Genomic DNA, 17,091 nt, shown 5'->3' with positions numbered 1-17,091 from the left:
TGGGGAGACACCCACATGACCGATTCCACCACCCAGAATGCAAGCCCCTACGGCACCTTGCCGCCAGCCAGCAGCCCGGCCACCCGCAAACCGGTGAGCCTGCCACGCCTGCTGGAAATGCATGCGCGTGGCGAGAAGATTGTCATGCTCACCGCCTACGACGCCACCTTTGCGGCGGTGGCCGATGCGGCAGGTGTCGAGTGCATCCTGGTCGGTGATTCGCTCGGCATGGTCTGCCAGGGTCTATCGAGCACGGTGGGGGTGTCACTGGAAACCATGCGTTACCACACCGAATGTGTCACCCGGGGCGTGCGCCGGGTACAAGGCACGGCCTGGATCGTCAGCGACCTGCCCTACGGCACCTACCATGAGTCCAAGGAGCAGGCGCTGCGCAGCGCGGTGGTGCTGATGCAGGCCGGGGCCCACATGGTCAAGCTGGAAGGTGGCGGCTGGACCGCCGATACGGTGCGTTTCCTGGTCGACCGGGGCATCCCGGTGTGTGCCCACCTGGGCTTGACCCCGCAGACCGTGCACGCGCTCGGTGGTTATCGGGTCCAGGGTAAAACCACCGAATCAGCCACCCTCCTCAAGCGCCACGCACACGAACTGCAGGATGCTGGCGCCACCCTGCTGGTGTTGGAGATGGTGCCCGCCGCGCTGTCAGCCGAACTCTCCACCGAACTGAACCACTGCGCCACCATCGGCATCGGTGCGGGCAAGGACACCGCCGGCCAGGTGCTGGTGTTGCACGACATGTTGGGCCTGAACCTGGGCAAAAACCCCAAGTTTGTTCGCAATTTCATGGCCGAGTTGCCCGGCATCCCGGGCCAGCACGGCATCAAGGAAGCCATCACCGCTTATGTACAAGCCGTCAAAAACGGCAGCTTCCCGGACAACACCCTGCACGCCTGGTAAGCACAGGCAGCAGATTCAAGCACGGGCGATGGCCACAGCCGGGCCCGAACACTTCTTACGTTTTTGCAAGAAATCAGCCGACAGCCATTGTGCTGCCTCAACCTTTCACTATGAAAACCATACACACCATCACCGAGCTGCGTGAGCACCTGTCGGCCTTCCGGCACCCGACCTTTGTGCCCACCATGGGCAATTTGCACGACGGCCACCTGGCGCTGGTGCGCCAGGCCAAGCCGCTGGGTGACGTGATGGTGACCAGCATTTTTGTCAACCGCCTGCAGTTTCTGCCGCACGAGGACTTTGACACCTACCCACGCACGCTGGAGGCCGATTGCCACGCGCTGGCCGAGGCCGGTTGTGATGTGTTGTTTGCACCCAGCGAAAAAGAGCTGTACCCGGAGCCGCAGGGTTTCACCGTGCAGCCACCCACCGAGCTGGCCAACATGCTTGAAGGGCATTTCCGGCCAGGTTTTTTTGGCGGCGTCTGCACCGTGGTGATGAAGCTGTTCGCCATCGTCGGCCCACGGGTCGCTCTGTTTGGCAAAAAAGACTACCAGCAGCTGATGGTGATCCAGCGCATGGTGCAGCAGTTTGCCCTGCCCATCGAGGTGATTGGCGGCGAGACACTGCGCGCCGCCGATGGTCTGGCACTGTCGTCACGCAACAACTACTTGAGCCCGGCTGAACGCCAGGAAGCGGTACAACTGTCACTGGCGCTCAAGACCATGGCCGAGGCGCTGCGCGCTGGTCAAACCGATCTGCCCGCGCTGGAAGCCCAGGCCATACACGCGCTCAAAACACGCGGCTGGAAACCGGACTACCTGACCGTGCGCCAGCGCAACAACCTGCAAACACCCTCCGCAACCGAGCTGGCCCCTCTGCTGGCCAACGCAGGCCTGGTGCTGCTGGCGGCAGCACGTGTGGGCAATACACGACTGATCGACAACCTGGAAATCTGATACCAGACCACCCGGCGGCAAACCGGGTGCCGCATGCCGTGCCATCGCGCGCCAAGGCGACGCAACAACACGGATGGTTTAGAAACGGGGTTAGCTGTAATAAGCCTCGACCGTGCCTTTGACCTTGATCAGCAGCGGTTTGCCGTGACGGTCGCGGGTTTTGCCAGCAGGCACCTTGACCCAGGCTTCGCTGATGCAATATTCCTCCACATCGGTGCGTTCCTTGCCGTTGAAGCGGATGCCGATGTCGTGTTGGAACACGGCGGCGTTGTAAAACGGGCTGCGGGCGTCGATAGCGAGGTGGTCAGGCAGTTCCGGGCGTTGGGTGGTGTCGTTCATGGTTCGGTTTTCAATGGACCAGCGGTCGTTATCAATAAAGTAGCAACTCAGGCAGCACCGATATGGGCTACCAGGCTTCCAGGCACAGGGCCTTGTTTAAGGGCGGCGGTGAAGGCCAGCATCCGGTCAATCGGCACGCGGGCGCGCAAGCCCAGTGCCGGGTCCACATGGACCTCGTTGGCACCGGTTTCCAGCACCCGCGCCACATCGGCCAGGCCGTTCATCGCCATCCACGGGCAGTGCGCGCAGCTTTTGCAGGTGGCGCTGTTGCCCGCAGTGGGCGCTTCGATGAAGGTCTTACCGGGGTTCAGCGTGCGTAACTTGTGCATCATGCCGTTGTCGGTGGCAACGATGAAGGTTTTGGCATCCATCTCGCGGGCGGCGTTCAGAATGCCAGAGGTGGAACCCACCGCATCCGCCAACGCCACCACCGCAGCCGGTGACTCAGGGTGCACCAACAGCTTGGCACCGGGGTGTTCGTGCATCAGTTCTTCGAGCTCAAAGGCCTTGAACTCGTCATGCACGATGCAGGAGCCGCCCCACATCACCATGTCGGCGCCAGTTTCACGCTGGATGTAACCACCCAGGTGCCGGTCTGGCGCCCACAGGATTTTCTGACCCTGGTCTTTGAGGGCTTTGACAATGTCGAGCGCGCAACTGGAGGTCACCAGCCAGTCCGAGCGAGCCTTGACCGCCGCGCTGGTGTTGGCATAGACCACCACGGTACGATCCGGGTGGGCGTCACAAAAGGCTGAAAACTCGTCCACCGGGCAACCCAGGTCAAGCGAGCAGGTGGCGTCCAGATCGGGCATCAGCACGCGTTTCTCGGGCGACAAAATCTTGGAGGTTTCTCCCATAAAACGCACACCCGACACCACCAGCGTGGTGGCAGCATGGTCGCGGCCAAACCGCGCCATCTCAAGCGAGTCGCTGACGATGCCACCGGTTTCCTCAGCCAAATCTTGCAAATCCGGGTGCACGTAGTAGTGCGACACCATCACCGCGTTTTTTTCCTTGAGCAGGCGCCGGATCTTGTCCTTGAGCGCGGCACGCTCGGCCGCGCTGGGCTCGACCGGCACACGCGCCCAGGCGTGTTTGGTGGCGCACACCGCACCACCGGCGGGCGAGTTGTCCGGCTGTTCGTAGTCCACCGCCTTGATGGCCAGGGCGCTGTCGGTCATGGTGACTCCAGATTCAAGAATATGAGTTGTCCCGCCAGGCTCAGAGCGGGTCATCGGCAAATCGCATCGAAAAGTCGACGGCCTTGACGTTTTTCGTCAAAGCGCCAATCGAGATGCGATCAACCCCGGTGGAGGCAATCGCACAGACGCTCGACAGATTGACACCCCCCGACACCTCGAGCACCGCACGCCCGGCGGTGATGCGCACCGCCTCGTGCAGGTGCATCAGGCCCATGTTGTCAAGCAGGATCATGGTGGCACCGGCGTCCAGCGCTTCCTTGAGCTGCTCCAGGCTCTCCACCTCGATCTCGACAAAACGGGCCTGCGGCGCCACTTCGGCGGCACGTTGCAACACGGCGCGCACACCACCGGCGGCGGCGATGTGGTTTTCCTTGATCAGCACCGCGTCATACAGACCCAGCCGGTGGTTCACACCGCCGCCCATGTGCACCGCGTATTTCTGCGCCAGGCGCAGGCCCGGCAGGGTTTTGCGGGTGTCAACGATGTTGGTACGGGCGCCAGGCACCTCGCGCACCGCCTGCACAAAGTTCGCAGTTTTGGTGGCGACTGCGCTGAGCAATTGCAGGAAATTGAGCGCGGTGCGCTCGGCGGTCAACAAAGCACGTGCCTGCCCGTGCACCTCCAGTACCACCTGATCGGCTGCGGCGCGGTGGCCCTCGCCGATGTGCCAGGTCAATTCAACCGTCGGGGCCAGCACCCGAAACGCGCGCTCCACCCAGGGCGCGCCACAAATCACCGCAGACTCACGCGCCACCACGGTGGCCCGAGCCAGGCGCGTGGGGTCGACCAGACCGGCGGTGAGGTCGGCGTCACCGACATCTTCGAGCAGAGCCCGTGCCACATCGGCCTGCGCCAGCGCCGCCACGGCTTCGGCGGAAAAATCAAAATAAGCTGCCATCAGATCCTCCTGCGTATTCTTCTAAACCAAAGCCGCCAGTTCGGTGGTGGGCTCACGCCCCATCAAACGCGCGACGGACTGGCGCGGTGTCATGCGTCCGTCCAGCAAATCGACCACTGCCTGGGCAATCGGCATGTCCACCCCCAGATGGGCGGCGCGCTGCACCACTGTGCGAGCACTGTAAACCCCTTCGGCCACATGGCCCAGGGCACCGGTGGCCTGTTGCAAGCTCTGCCCTTGCGCCAGCGCCAGACCCACCTGGCGGTTGCGCGACAAGTCACCAGTCGCAGTCAGCACCAGATCCCCCAGACCACTCAGGCCCATGAAGGTTTCGGCACGGGCGCCCAGGGCGACACCCAGGCGCGTCATCTCAGCCAGGCCCCGTGTGATCAGGGCGGCACGGGCATTGAGGCCCAGGTTCAGGCCATCACACAGGCCGGTGGCAATCGCCAGCACGTTTTTCACCGCGCCACCGACCTCCACCCCCACGATGTCGTCGTTGGCATAAACCCGCAGCGCCGAACTGTGAAACGCAGCCACCAACGCCTGGCGCACCGCCTCATGGGCACTGGCGGCCACCAGCGCGGTCGGCTGGCCACGCGCCACTTCGAGTGCGAAGCTGGGGCCACTGAGCACACCCGCTTGCATTTCAGGAGCAATACTCCCTTGTATCTCGTGGGCTAGCAGCCCAAAAGGCTCAGAAACCGGAGCCTCAAACCCCTTGCACAACCAGGCCACGGGCACACGGCAGTTACGCAGCGCCTGCACCATCTGTCGCAAAGCTGCCATCGGGGTGGCGACCACCACCAAGTCACAGGTGTTGGCCAGAGCGGGCAGCTCGGCCACGGGCGCGGCACTGAATTGCAGCGCGGGCGCCAAGGCCACACCGGGCAGGTAACGCTGGTTGGCACGCTGCTGCTGCAGCGCCAACACCTGGCGGGTATCACGCGCCCACAAGCTGACCTGGTGTCCGGCGCCGTGTGCCGCCGCACTGCTGGCCAGCGCCGTGCCCCAAGCACCGGCACCCAGAACCATTATTTTCATAGCTGCTGAGGCAAGTGATTCAAGGGCTACAGGCCAATATGGTCAATAACTTACTGAACCGCGGGGGTCTCTTCGGTTTGGGCGGCCTGTTGTTGCTCGTACATCGCCTGGAAGTTGATTTCCGACAGGTGCACCGGCGGGAAACCGCCGCGCTGGATCAGGTCAGACACATTGCTGCGCAAATACGGGTAGACGATTTGCGGGCAGGCGATGCCCATGATCGGGCCCATCTGTTCGTCCGGCAGGTTGCGGATCTCGAAAATGCCGGCTTGCGAGGCTTCGACCAAGAACACGGTGCGCTCCTTGATCTTGGTCTGCACGGTGGCCGTCACCACCACTTCATACACACCGTCGGCCACGGTCGAGGCATTCACACCCAATTGGATGTCCACCGTGGGCTGTTCCTGTTCAAGCAGGATGGCGGGTGAGTTGGGCTGCTCCAGAGAGGCTTCCTTCAGGTAAACGCGCTGAATCTGGAAAACGGGGTTGGGGGTATCGGACATAAGGTTCTCGTGGTTGGTAAATCGGGAGGGCGCCCGGCGCCTGCGGCGCCCGCAGCGCCAGAAAAAAGTCAGGACTGCAGCAGCGGCATCAGACCACCGCGTGCGTCGAGTGCCACCAGGTCATCACAGCCACCCACATGGGTGCTGCCGATGAAGATCTGTGGCACGGTGCGTCGACCGGTGAGACTCATCATCTGGTCGCGTTGTTGCAAGTCCAGATCGATGCGGATTTCGTCGATGACCTCAACGCCGCGCGACTTGAGCAGTTGTTTGGCACGTATGCAGTAAGGGCAGACAGCCGTGGTGTACATCTTGACAGCTTGCATAAAGAGGGCTTTCGATCAGAAGAATCAGGCTTTTTCAACCGGCAAATTGGCCGCGCGCCAGGCGCCCATGCCACCCGAGAGCGATTGCGCCTTCTCGAAACCGAGCTTTTTGGCCACTGCCACTGCGCGGCCGCTGCGCGCGCCCGAGCGGCACACCAGGATCAGGGGCAAAGCCTTGTTCTTGACCGCACCCGCCAATTTTTCTTCCAACTGGCCCAGAGGAATGTTCTTGGCACCCACCACATGCCCGGTCGCAAACTCATCGGTTTCACATACATCCACCACCACCGCTTTTTCGCGGTTGATCAGCTGCACTGCAGCCTCGGCGCTCAAACCACCGGTCGCGCCACCTTTGATGAGCGGCCACAACAACATGCCACCAGATGCCAATGCCACGGCAATCATCATCCAGTTGTCGAGAATAAATTTCACTTGCGAATCCTTATGTTGAGAAATGACCTTAGCCGCGCATTTTAGAATGCGCTTGTTCCCATTACCGACATCGATTGGAAACCATGCACAAGCTTGTCCTTATTCGCCATGGCGAATCCACCTGGAATCTGGAAAACCGATTCACAGGCTGGACCGATGTCGAGCTGACGCCGCTGGGCATCGAGCAGGCCAGGCAAGCCGGGCGTCTGCTCAAGGCTGGTGGGTATGACTTTGACGTGTGTTGCACCAGCGTGCTCAAACGCGCCACCCACACCCTGTGGCATGTGCTCGACGAGATGGACCGCACCTGGCTGCCGGTGGTCAACAGTTGGCGTCTGAACGAACGCCACTACGGCGCCTTGCAGGGCCTGAACAAGTCCGAGACGGCCAAACAATACGGTGAGGCGCAGGTGCAAGTCTGGCGCCGCAGTTATGACACACCGCCACCCGCTCTGGAAGCCACCGACCCGCGTTGCGAACGCGGCGACATCCGCTACAGCAAACTCGCACCCGGCCAGATCCCCTTGACCGAATGCCTCAAAGACACCGTGGTGCGTGTGATGCCGTTCTGGAACGACGCGCTGGCACCGGCTTTGCAACGTGGCAAACGGTTGGTGGTGGCGGCACACGGCAACTCGATCCGGGCGCTGGTCAAGTACATCGACAACATCTCCGACGACAACATCGTGGGTTTGAACATTCCCAATGGCATTCCACTGGTTTATGAGCTTGATGACGAGCTCAAACCCATTCGCCACTACTATCTGGGTGACGCTGAGGCGGCGGCCAAGGCCGCTGCCGCTGTGGCCGCTCAAGGCAAAACCTGAAATAGAGCAGCCGGACACGGAACCCACACCCGGGTTCATGGTCCAAACGGCTCATCACACCTCGCATCCTCACGCTTTGGAATCAAAAATGGGTCACAAATTGAAAATCGTTGGCTTACTGTCTGCCGGAGCGCTGGCTGGCGCCCTGGCCAGCATCTCGCTGCAAACCGCAGCACGTGGCTCACTGGCGCCCTTGCCGCTCGAAGAGCTGCAGCAACTGGCTGCCGTGTTCAGCATGGTCAAAAGCAACTATGTCGATCCAGTGGACGAGAAAAAACTCATCACCGATGCGATTGCCGGCATGGTGGCAGGGCTGGACCCCCATTCGGTCTACATGGATGCCAAGACCCTGAAAGATTTCAACGAAGGCACCACCGGCAAGTTTGTCGGCGTTGGCATCGAGATCACCCAGGAGGACGGCTACATCAAGGTGGTCTCACCCATTGAGGACTCGCCCGCCTTCAAAGCCGGCCTCAAACCCAACGACCTGATCGTCAAGATTGACGACACCTTGGTCAAAGGGCTGTCGCTCAACGAAGGTGTCAAACGCATGCGGGGTGAGCCCGACACCAAGGTGCTGCTGAGTGTGTTCCGCAAGGACGAGAACCGCACGTTCCAGGTGACCATCACCCGCGAACTGATCAAAACACAAAGCGTCAAAGCCCGCATCGTCGAGCCCGGTTATGGCTGGGTTCGGCTGAGCCAATTCCAGGAACGCACGGTGGCGGACTTTGCGCGCAAGGTGGAAGACATGTACAAGCAGGAGCCGCGCCTCAAAGGCCTGGTGCTGGATTTGCGCAACGACCCGGGAGGTTACCTAGACGCTGCGGTGGCCATCTCGGCCGCCTTCTTGCCGGAGAACGTCACCGTGGTGTCGGCCAACGGCCAGTTGCCCGAGAGCAAGTTCACTTACAAAGCGTCACCCCAGTTTTACGCCCGCCATGGCAACGACCCGCTGGCACAACTGAACCCGGCCACCCGCAAAGCCCTTAGCACCGTGCCCTTGGTGGTGCTGGTGAACGAAGGCTCGGCCTCGGCCAGCGAAATTGTGGCCGGTGCGTTGCAGGACCACCATCGTGCCAAGCTGCTGGGTAGCCAGACCTTTGGCAAGGGCTCGGTACAAACTGCAGTGTGCCTGGACGGCGCATTCCGCATGGACAACTGTCCAACGGCTGCACTCAAACTCACCACCAGCCGCTACTACACACCCAGCGGTAAGTCGATTCAGGCCAAAGGCATCGTGCCCGATGTGATGGTTGATGAGACCGAAGAAGGCAACCTGTTTGCGGCCCTGCGCACCCGTGAAGCTGACCTGGAAAAGCACCTGGCCAGTGGACAAGGTGATGAGGTCAAGGATGCCGCGCGCGAGAAAGTGCGCGAAGAAGCCCGCAAGAAACTGGAAGAAGAAATGAAAAAACCTGCGGCCGATCGCAAGTTGCCCGAGTACGGTTCGGACAAGGACTTCCAGCTGCAACAAGCCATCAAACAACTCAAGGGTCAACCCGTGTTGGCCAGCAAAACCCAGGTTGAACGCGCCGAAGAAAAAAAAGACAACTGAGTCCGTGCTGGCAGATGCAAGACAGCGACCTGCTGCGTTACTCGCGCCACCTTCTGCTCGATGAGATTGGCTTTGAAGGGCAAACACGTTTTAACCAGGCCCAGGCGCTGATCATTGGTGCGGGCGGCCTGGGCTGTCCGGCCGCACTGTACCTGTGCTCAGCCGGTGTGGGCCACATCACCGTGGTGGACCACGACACGGTGGACCTGACAAATTTGCAACGCCAGATTGCCCACACCCAGGCCCAAGTTGGCTGGCCCAAGGTGGACTCGCTGCAAACCACCCTGGCGGCATTGAACGACCAGGTGCACGTCACCCGCATCCAGGCCCGGGCTGACGCTGCGCTGCTGGACACCCTGGTCGCCCAGGCGGACGTGGTGCTGGACTGCTGCGACAACTTTGCCACGCGCCAGGCCATCAACGCCGCCTGCGTGAAACACAACAAGCCACTGGTGTCGGGCGCTGCCATCCGTTTTGACGGGCAACTGGCGGTGTACGACCCGCGTGAGCCGAGCTCACCCTGCTACGCCTGCCTTTTCCCGCCAGAGACACCACCAGAAGACAGCCACTGCGCCACCCTGGGTGTGTTTGCACCGCTGGTGGGTGTCATCGGCAGTTTGCAGGCCGCCGAAGCACTCAAGCTATTGGGCGGTGTTGGGCAGCCACTCACCGGCCGTTTGCTGATGCTCGATGGCCGGGCCATGCACTTCACCGAGATCGGGCTCAGGCGCAATCCCAGCTGCTCGGTGTGTGGCCCGCTCACTTCAGCTTGAAACCACCCTTGTCATCAGGTACAAAGCAGCTGCCGTGACGTCGGCGAAAGTCGCGCGGCAACTCGGGGCTGGGCTGGGCAAACACACCGAGCCTAGCCTGGCGCGCCTGTGCTTCCTGCTCTGCATACGGCCCCAGACTGCGTCGCCAGCGGCTCGACCAGGCCCAGCCTTGACGCACCATCACCTCGGCCACATCCTGCCCGCCCACCGCGATCCGGGCCAGGCCACGGCCATAGTCATCCAGATACTTGACCTGCACCCTGAGCCGGCGTTGCAGCACCAGGACACGCAAGGCTTCGCGTGCGGCCACACCACCACTCTGGCAGAGTTCCGGGGCATCCACCCCCAACAGGCGCAGTTTGCGCGGTGCCCCGCCCGCCTCCGGCTCAACCCACAAGGTATCGCCATCAGAAACGGACTCAGCCCTTGCCATATAAGCCTCATCAGCTTCAGCATTTGTAGCAAACAGGCTCACCAGCCCAGCCAACAACAGGCGCTGGCAAAAAAGCAATGTGTGTCTGCCTGTCAATTTGTACCCTTCTGTAACGATAGACACCCGACTCACATCAAAGAAGAAACCATACAACAGGCTCATCCATCAACCTCTGTTGTTAGCCTGGGACAAATGTCAGACCTGTTAGACTCAAAGCATCCCAACAAGCGTCGCCACCTTGAGTTCTTCCACTGCATCCCCTCTGGTTGATTTGCGCCAATTGCGGCTGGACGATGCGCGAGCATTGCTGGAGCATAGTGGCCAACGCCTGCCTGACCGGCACGCGGACTCCACCGAATTTTTGCAGGCGGTGATCGACAAACTCAGCGAGTTGTCCCTCAAAGATCCACTGACCGGTCTCTCCAATCGACGCTATTTTCAGAGCATCCTGATGCGCGAGATCGAGATGGTGGCACGCTCAGGTGAGTCCGCCCTGCTGCTGATGCTCGATATCGACCATTTCAAGAGTGTCAACGACCAATTCGGCCACCCAGCGGGTGACGCGGTGCTGCAAGCGGTTGCAAAAACACTGGCGGGCTGTGTGCGCCCGATGGACACCGTGGCGCGTTTTGGTGGTGAAGAGTTCGCCATCATTTTGCCGAGCTGCCAGGGTCAATATGGCCTGCAGGTTGCAGAGCGGATTCGTGACTCTGTCAGCGCGTTGAAGGTGGAGTTGCCATCCGGGGTGGCTCTGCGGGTGACCATCAGCATTGGTGGTGCGTTTGCGCCGCGCTGGGTGCGCTCGACCTCCGAGCTGTGGGTGGACCGGGCCGACATCGAGTTGTATCGCGCCAAATCGGAAGGTCGTGACCGCGTGTGTATTGAGGCGCAACCGATGCTGGCGGTCAGCGCCGAGGAAAAGAATTTGCTGTTTGGTCCCCTCTCCTTGGGTGACCCAGCCTGGATTGAGAGCATTGCCAACGATGGTTCTACCGGTTCGTCAGGTAGCGTTATGAACAGAGTGAACTGAAATGAACGACGAAACGCGACCCACTGCAGAGCGCCCCGTGGCAAAACCCGCTCCCGTGAAACCACTGGGCAAGGTGGTGGCCGTCACCAGCGGCAAAGGTGGTGTGGGCAAGACGTTTGTGTCAGCCAATCTGGCTGCGGCTTTGGCCAAACGCGGCCAAAAAGTGCTGGTGCTGGATGCCGACCTGGGGCTGGCCAATCTGGACGTGGTGCTCAATCTGTACCCGAAGATCACGCTGCACGATGTGTTCACCGGCAAAGCCAAACTCGAAGAGGCGATTGTGCGGGCGCCGGGTGGGTTCTCGGTGTTGCTGGCTGGCTCGGGCATGGTCGAGTATTCCCGCCTGACCCCCACCGTGCGGCAAGATTTTTTACACATCATGTCGGGCTTGCTGCCGCACTACGACATCGTGTTGCTCGACACCGGTGCCGGCATTTCGGACGTGGTGCTGTTTGCGGTGTCTCTAGCCTCCGAGGTGCTGGTGGTGGCCACACCCGAACCCACATCGCTGACCGACGCCTACGCCACCATCAAGGTGCTGGTAGGGGAACAACAACGGCGCACCATCCGTATGGTGATCAACCAGACCGCCCGCATGGGGGATGGCCGCGCCATCACCACCCAGCTGCAACAGGTGCTGGACCGTTTTGTGGTGGCCAAGCCGGGTGAAAAAGTTCGCCTGATCCACATGGGTGACATCCCGGCAGATACCGCGGTGCGCCAGGCCGTGATGCGCCGTCAGCTGCTGATTTTGTCCACGCCGGGTTGCCCGGCGGCGTTGGCGGTGTCGCAACTGGCCGGCAAGATAGAAGACACCCTGATCAACAAACCCCTGTGAGCTGGCGCCCGCCAGCCCGTAGCCATGCGGACTGGACTCAGCTGGTTACGGATGCGTAGCCACACCCGATAGGTCTAGTCTGCTGGGTGTTGCGCCAATATGGCGGTCAGCAACCCCGGGAAGCGACTGTCGATGTCTGCGCGGCGCAGCGAGTTCATGTGGATGGTGCCGTTGTTTTCGGTGCGCACCAATCCCGACTCGCGCAACACCTTGAAATGGTGAGAGACGGTAGATTTCGGTCGCCCGCCGTCAAGATCGCCGCAGGTTGCCACCTCCACACCCGCCAACTGCCGGACGATTTCTAGGCGGATCGAATCGCTCAAGGCGTAAAGCACGCGCTCAAGTGAGAGTTCACTGGCAGCGGGGTGTTTGTAGGGACGCATGAGCAGCATGATACACCGTGGGCTATACTCGTTCTATAGTTCGATAATCTTCGAACTATGGAACTGAATATTTCCCATTTTGCAAAAGGCCCGCCATGTCCGCTTTGTTCCAGCCCTTCCAACTCAAAGACATCACGTTGCGCAACCGCATCGCCATCCCGCCAATGTGCCAGTACATGGCCGTCGACGGCCTGCTCAACGACTGGCACCTGTCGCATTACGCCAGCATGGCGCGTGGCGGTGCCGGATTGGTGATTGCCGAGGCGACGGCGGTCGCCCCCGAAGGTCGCATCACGCCGGGTTGCGCAGGGATCTGGAATGACGCTCAGGCGCAAGCCTTTGTGCCGCTGGTGCAGGCGATCAAGGCGGCCGGTTCGGTGCCGGGTATCCAGATCGGCCATGCCGGCCGCAAAGCCAGCGCCAATCTGCCCTGGGAAGGTGACGACCACATAGCCGAAGGGGACGCACGTGGCTGGCCAACCATTGCGCCGTCCGCCATCGCTTATGGCGCGGGCCTGCCCAAGCTGCCGAACGCGATGAGCCTGGATGACATCACACGTGTGCGCCAGAACTTTGTCGACGCCGCCATGCGCGCGCGCGACGCCGGTTTTGAATGGCTGGAATTGCACTTTGCCCATGGTTACCTGGCGCAGAGTTTCTTTTCCGCGCATTCGAACCAGCGCGACGACCTTTATGGCGGCAGTGTTGAAAACCGCGGCCGTTTTCTGTTGGAGACACTCAAAGCGGTGCGTGAGGTGTGGCCGGAAAGCCTGCCGCTGACCGTGCGTTTTGGTGTACTCGAATACGATGGTCGCGACGAACAGACGATGCTCGAATCGATCGCCCTGGTGCGCGACTTCAAGGCGGCCGGCATGGACATGCTCAGCGTCAGCGTCGGCTTCACCATTGCAGAAACGTCGATCCCTTGGGGTCCGGCCTTCCTGGCTCCGGTGGCAGAACGTGTGCGCCGGGAAGCCAATGTGCCGGTGTCATCCGCCTGGGGTTTTGGCACACCAGAGATTGCAGAACGGGTCGTCAAGGATCAGCAACTGGACCTGGTGATGGTGGGCCGAGCGCATCTGGCCAATCCTCACTGGGCGTATTTTGCGGCCAAGGAACTCGGCGTCGAGCGCGCGTCGTGGACGCTGCCTGCGCCTTATGCCCATTGGCTTGCGCGTTACTGAGCACATCTGTCGCCTGCCAACCGTGCTGTGCGCAGGCGACGGCTGTGAAAGTAGCAACAGGCGAGGCTCCTCTTCGCCTGAATCACGTGCCACAAACTGTTTGGCCGAGCAACAGCCCGTCAGGCGGTGATGATCCAACCTTCCAGCGGGTCCATGTTGGCTGGTAAACCATAGGCGCTATCACCCGCTTCAAACCGGGCTTGTGCCCAGGCCGCCTGCATCAGGCACAGCACCGCATCGAGCGCATCTCCCCGTGCGTCGTCCACCAGGACATCGTGCTGGGCGTGGCTCAGTTTCAGACGCAGCCCGAGGCGGGTCCTGCCTTGCTCCAGCGCGGTGACCAGGTCTTTGCGGGCGATCAGGCGATCCGGTGTCTGGTGCGCCTTGTCATCACTTTTGTAGCTGCGCCGACCCAGCACCTCACGCGCCAGCAAGCCAGGATAGGCCTCCAACGCGATGCGTGGTGTTGACTCGCCCGGTGCGCTGCCCAATGCGTAAGACAGGCCCGGCAAGCGCACACCGGCTTGCAGCAACAGCGGCACACCTGCTTGCAACATGAAGGCCACTGGTGGATTGACCCATTTCATGCTCGGGCTGCTGCCCGCCAGATAATCGGTGGCACGGTGTGCAAACTTGCCACCGACGGGGCGTTCATGGCAGAACGTAGCAAAGCTCGCCCGAATCTGCTCCCGGCTGAGCGACTGGTAGTGCGTGATGCAGGCCAGCCAGTCGGTTGGCCAACCCAAAGTCTGTACCAGCTCGCGTGGCAGACCAAACGGCAGATCGAACCCACCCAGCCAGGGGCCGCTGTGTTGGAGCCAGTCGGCAAAGGCCGGCAAGCTCTCGATTTGAACCAGTTTTGATAGCACAACACGCCCATGAGATAAGGACCCCAGGGCAATCACAATCGGTTTTTTGCGGCTGGGGGCGCTGGAAAAATCGCAGCCCAGCAAGACCGGGCTCAGGCCAGCCGCTGGCGTCAATGCAGTGGACAAACCAGGAAAAAAGATCAGGCCCGGCCAATCACCGAGGCGGTGACCATCAACTCTTCAAGCAAGGCCATGGACACTTTGCCCGAGGCTGAATACGGGTCCAGTTCAGGTTTTTCGGCGTACTTGAGCAGGATCGAGACGTTGACACGTGTCATGTTGACCTCACCCATGGTCCAGCCCGCAAAACGCCGCTCGGTGATTTCTTCGTAGTGCAGCAACACCACGTCCTTGTGGCGGGCATCGCGCTGGATCTGGTTGTAGAGTTGGCTGATGGCCATGCGACCCCCTTCGATCACCTGCAAGAAGATGCCACCGCCATAACACAGGACCCCGGTGATACCGCTGTTGGGGTTGCGGGTGCGGCATTCGTGCAGGATGGCTTCGATGGTTTCGGGGCAGGCGTCAATCGCCCGGCTGGCGTAAAGCAAACGTACCAACATGATCAGCCTTTCTGGGGAATCAATGACAGAAACTCGCGGCGCAAGTTGGCATCCTTGAGAAAACTGCCACGCATGACCGAGTTGATCATCTTGCTGTCCACGTCCTTGACACCACGCCAGCTCATGCAAAAGTGGCTGGCCTCCATGACGATGGCCAGGCCATCGGGTTGGGTTTTGCGCTGGATCAGGTCGGCCAGTTGCACCACCGCCTCCTCCTGGATCTGCGGGCGCCCCATCACCCATTCAGCCAGCCGGGCGTATTTGGACAGGCCAATCACATTGGTGTGTTCATTGGGCAAGACCCCAATCCAGATCTTGCCCATGATCGGGCAAAAGTGGTGGCTGCAGGCGCTGCGCACCGTGATCGGGCCCACAATCATGAGCTCGTTGAGGTGTTCGGCGTTGGGGAATTCGGTGATCGTCGGAGCCTGGACATAACGTCCCTGAAACACCTCCTTGAGGTACATCTTGGCGACGCGCCGGGCGGTTTTGTCGGTGTTGTGGTCGTGCTCGGTGTCGATCACCAGGCTGCCGAGCACACCCTTCATCTTTTCTTCAACCTCATCAAGCAACAACTCGAGTTCGCCAGGTTGGATGAACTCGGCAATGTTGTCGTTGGCGTGGAAACGTTTGCGTGCGGCCAGAATGCGCTCGCGGATTTTGACGGATACCGGGGTGCCTTCGTCGGCGTCAACAGGGTTCATGAGGTTCATGGTAATCAATTGTTTGACTGATGATGGTATCAGTCTTTTGTTTCAAGGGTTATTGGGCTCTACCCCTTTTCCATAAAGGGCATATTGCTATCAATTTAATACCTCTTGCCGGTCAACAAAAGCAGCGCATGCATCACCAGCAAAGCCACCCGATCCAGCAGCTTCTGGCCCAGTGAACGCTGGGCATGCTGATGGGTGTCGAGCCGCACCGCATGGTGTGCCAGCGCCTGTTCCAAGGCGGCGCTGAGGGTGCCGGCAAAAGCCGCATCGTTCACCACCACATTGGCTTCACGCGCCAGCAGCAGGCTCAAGGGGTCGATGTTGGACGACCCCACCGTGGCCCAATGCCCATCCACCACCGCCACCTTGGCGTGCAGGAAACTGCTTTGGTACTCGTAAATCTCGACACCTCCGGCCAGCAGATAACCGTACAGGGCACGGGTGCCGTGGTAGGACATGAAGTAGTCGTAGCGGCCCTGCAGCAACAGGCGCACCCGCACACCGCGCTGCGCGGCGCTGACCAAGCTGCGGCGGATCTTGCGGCTCGGTAAAAAGTAGGCGTTGGCCAGCATGATGTCTTTGCGCGCTTCACCCAGCGCCTGGCTGTAGGTCCGTTCGATACGCGCGCGAAAACGCACGTTGTCACGCAACACCAGTTGGGCCAGGGCTCCCTTGCCCTTGGTCATCACCTGACCCGTCACCGGGTCGTCGTGCACCGCCTGCTGCAAGGCTTGCCAGGCTCCCGCCCAATCCACCTGCTGGGCACTGCGCACCATCTGGCGACGCCACCAGAACTGGGCCATGGCAGCATGGGTGTCACGCACCAGCGGGCCGGTGATACGTGCAGTGAAATCAAACCGCGGCGCCTCCAGTGGACCGTAGTGCGGGTCCCACCAGTCATCCAGGATATTGATGCCACCGCAATACGCCAGCTTGCCATCCACCACACACAGCTTGCGGTGCAATCGCCGCCAGCGGCTGGGCCGCAGCAGCCCAAAGGTGCCCAATGGCGCAAAAATCAGCCAGTGCACACCGGCTGCGTCAAAACGCTTGGGCCAGGGCTCGGGCAAGCCAGGCGTGCCGACACCGTCCATCACCAGATAGACCTGCACCCCGCGTTGGGCAGCATTCATCAGCGCCTGAGCCACCCGCTCGCCACTGCCATACACCTGGAAGATATAGGTCTCCAAGCGCACCTCATGGGTGGCGGCATCGATATCCCTCACCAAGGCATCAAAAAACGCCTGGGCACCCTGTAGCAGATCCAGCTGGTGACCCGCGCTGTAGTCAGGCATGCACCGA

Annotated in this window: 21 protein-coding genes; 8 read left to right on the top strand and 13 right to left on the bottom strand. The window is 61.0% G+C overall.

The genetic code is table 11. The features are described from left to right. Positions 1–15: 15 nt before the first annotated feature. Complete coding sequence (panB, locus tag KKO72_RS11430) at positions 16–915, top strand: 3-methyl-2-oxobutanoate hydroxymethyltransferase (RefSeq protein WP_214938325.1); 900 nt, start codon at positions 16–18, stop codon at positions 913–915. A gap of 110 nt (positions 916–1,025) precedes the next feature. After that, positions 1,026–1,874, top strand: a complete 849-nt coding sequence (gene panC / locus KKO72_RS11425) for a pantoate--beta-alanine ligase (RefSeq protein ID WP_214938323.1) — start codon at positions 1,026–1,028, stop codon at positions 1,872–1,874. Positions 1,875–1,964: 90 nt separating this feature from the next. Here panC and KKO72_RS11420 read toward each other — a convergent pair whose 3' ends face one another. The 7 genes from KKO72_RS11420 to KKO72_RS11390 all read right to left on the bottom strand — a co-directional run bounded on the left by KKO72_RS11420 (position 1,965) and on the right by KKO72_RS11390 (position 6,618). Then, on the bottom strand, positions 1,965–2,213 hold the full coding sequence (locus KKO72_RS11420) for a DUF3297 family protein (protein ID WP_214938321.1): 249 nt from the start codon (positions 2,211–2,213) through the stop codon (positions 1,965–1,967). A 47-nt stretch (positions 2,214–2,260) separates the two neighbouring features. Next, positions 2,261–3,394: a quinolinate synthase NadA gene (gene nadA, locus KKO72_RS11415; protein WP_214938319.1), complete on the bottom strand. Its 1,134-nt coding sequence runs from the start codon at positions 3,392–3,394 to the stop codon at positions 2,261–2,263. A gap of 40 nt (positions 3,395–3,434) precedes the next feature. Next, positions 3,435–4,313 (bottom strand): carboxylating nicotinate-nucleotide diphosphorylase, encoded by an 879-nt coding sequence (gene nadC, locus KKO72_RS11410; RefSeq protein WP_214938317.1) that lies wholly within the window; start codon positions 4,311–4,313, stop codon positions 3,435–3,437. A 21-nt stretch (positions 4,314–4,334) separates the two neighbouring features. Then, complete coding sequence (locus KKO72_RS11405) at positions 4,335–5,357, bottom strand: NAD(P)H-dependent glycerol-3-phosphate dehydrogenase (RefSeq protein ID WP_214938315.1); 1,023 nt, start codon at positions 5,355–5,357, stop codon at positions 4,335–4,337. 50 nt (positions 5,358–5,407) lie between these two features. Then, positions 5,408–5,860, bottom strand: a complete 453-nt coding sequence (gene secB, locus KKO72_RS11400) for a protein-export chaperone SecB (RefSeq protein ID WP_214938313.1) — start codon at positions 5,858–5,860, stop codon at positions 5,408–5,410. Between the two features lie 68 nt (positions 5,861–5,928). Further along, the gene (gene grxC / locus KKO72_RS11395) at positions 5,929–6,186 is read right to left on the bottom strand and encodes a glutaredoxin 3 (RefSeq protein ID WP_078363712.1); all 258 of its coding nucleotides are present in this window, start codon (positions 6,184–6,186) and stop codon (positions 5,929–5,931) included. Positions 6,187–6,210: 24 nt separating this feature from the next. Next, complete coding sequence (locus tag KKO72_RS11390; RefSeq protein ID WP_078363713.1) at positions 6,211–6,618, bottom strand: rhodanese-like domain-containing protein; 408 nt, start codon at positions 6,616–6,618, stop codon at positions 6,211–6,213. Positions 6,619–6,701: 83 nt separating this feature from the next. On the opposite strand from KKO72_RS11390, the gene gpmA reads away from it, so the two are divergent. From gpmA to KKO72_RS11375, 3 genes are all read left to right on the top strand, one after another. After that, positions 6,702–7,445 carry a 2,3-diphosphoglycerate-dependent phosphoglycerate mutase gene (gene gpmA, locus KKO72_RS11385; RefSeq protein WP_214938311.1) on the top strand — a complete coding sequence of 248 codons (744 nt, stop codon included), beginning with the start codon at positions 6,702–6,704 and terminating at the stop codon, positions 7,443–7,445. 88 nt (positions 7,446–7,533) lie between these two features. After that, positions 7,534–9,003 carry a S41 family peptidase gene (locus tag KKO72_RS11380; protein ID WP_214938309.1) on the top strand — a complete coding sequence of 490 codons (1,470 nt, stop codon included), beginning with the start codon at positions 7,534–7,536 and terminating at the stop codon, positions 9,001–9,003. A 14-nt stretch (positions 9,004–9,017) separates the two neighbouring features. Further along, on the top strand, positions 9,018–9,776 hold the full coding sequence (locus KKO72_RS11375; RefSeq protein ID WP_214938307.1) for a molybdopterin-synthase adenylyltransferase MoeB: 759 nt from the start codon (positions 9,018–9,020) through the stop codon (positions 9,774–9,776). Here the strand turns inward: KKO72_RS11375 and KKO72_RS11370 are convergent. Further along, on the bottom strand, positions 9,763–10,209 hold the full coding sequence (locus KKO72_RS11370; protein ID WP_251140600.1) for a thermonuclease family protein: 447 nt from the start codon (positions 10,207–10,209) through the stop codon (positions 9,763–9,765). The two genes, KKO72_RS11375 and KKO72_RS11370, sit on opposite strands and share 14 nt — an antisense overlap. 238 nt (positions 10,210–10,447) lie before the next feature. On the opposite strand from KKO72_RS11370, the gene KKO72_RS11365 reads away from it, so the two are divergent. Then, positions 10,448–11,239: a GGDEF domain-containing protein gene (locus KKO72_RS11365; protein ID WP_214938303.1), complete on the top strand. Its 792-nt coding sequence runs from the start codon at positions 10,448–10,450 to the stop codon at positions 11,237–11,239. A gap of 1 nt (position 11,240) precedes the next feature. Continuing rightward, the gene (locus KKO72_RS11360) at positions 11,241–12,077 is read left to right on the top strand and encodes a MinD/ParA family protein (protein ID WP_214938301.1); all 837 of its coding nucleotides are present in this window, start codon (positions 11,241–11,243) and stop codon (positions 12,075–12,077) included. Positions 12,078–12,151: 74 nt separating this feature from the next. On the opposite strand, the gene KKO72_RS11355 is transcribed toward KKO72_RS11360, so the two are convergent. Then, on the bottom strand, positions 12,152–12,460 hold the full coding sequence (locus KKO72_RS11355) for a helix-turn-helix transcriptional regulator (RefSeq protein ID WP_214938365.1): 309 nt from the start codon (positions 12,458–12,460) through the stop codon (positions 12,152–12,154). Positions 12,461–12,555: 95 nt separating this feature from the next. On the opposite strand from KKO72_RS11355, the gene KKO72_RS11350 reads away from it, so the two are divergent. Further along, positions 12,556–13,644 (top strand): NADH:flavin oxidoreductase/NADH oxidase, encoded by a 1,089-nt coding sequence (locus KKO72_RS11350; protein ID WP_214938299.1) that lies wholly within the window; start codon positions 12,556–12,558, stop codon positions 13,642–13,644. A 119-nt stretch (positions 13,645–13,763) separates the two neighbouring features. Here the strand turns inward: KKO72_RS11350 and KKO72_RS11345 are convergent, their stop codons facing one another. The 4 genes from KKO72_RS11345 to clsB form a co-directional block, all read right to left on the bottom strand. Next, a complete protein-coding gene (locus tag KKO72_RS11345; protein WP_251140599.1) occupies positions 13,764–14,639 on the bottom strand; it encodes a DUF429 domain-containing protein in 876 nt (291 codons plus the stop codon). 14 nt (positions 14,640–14,653) lie between these two features. Further along, the gene (locus tag KKO72_RS11340; RefSeq protein ID WP_078363720.1) at positions 14,654–15,076 is read right to left on the bottom strand and encodes a BLUF domain-containing protein; all 423 of its coding nucleotides are present in this window, start codon (positions 15,074–15,076) and stop codon (positions 14,654–14,656) included. A gap of 2 nt (positions 15,077–15,078) precedes the next feature. After that, positions 15,079–15,780, bottom strand: coding sequence for a GTP cyclohydrolase I (gene folE, locus KKO72_RS11335; protein ID WP_214938297.1), 702 nt, complete (start codon positions 15,778–15,780; stop codon positions 15,079–15,081). 104 nt (positions 15,781–15,884) lie between these two features. Beyond that, complete coding sequence (clsB, locus tag KKO72_RS11330) at positions 15,885–17,084, bottom strand: cardiolipin synthase ClsB (RefSeq protein ID WP_214938295.1); 1,200 nt, start codon at positions 17,082–17,084, stop codon at positions 15,885–15,887. Positions 17,085–17,091: the final 7 nt, after the last annotated feature.

The sequence above is a fragment of the Rhodoferax sp. U11-2br genome (genome assembly GCF_018619435.1).
Classification (GTDB): Bacteria; Pseudomonadota; Gammaproteobacteria; order Burkholderiales; family Burkholderiaceae_C; genus Rhodoferax.
This window is presented reverse-complemented; position numbering and strand designations above follow the sequence as displayed.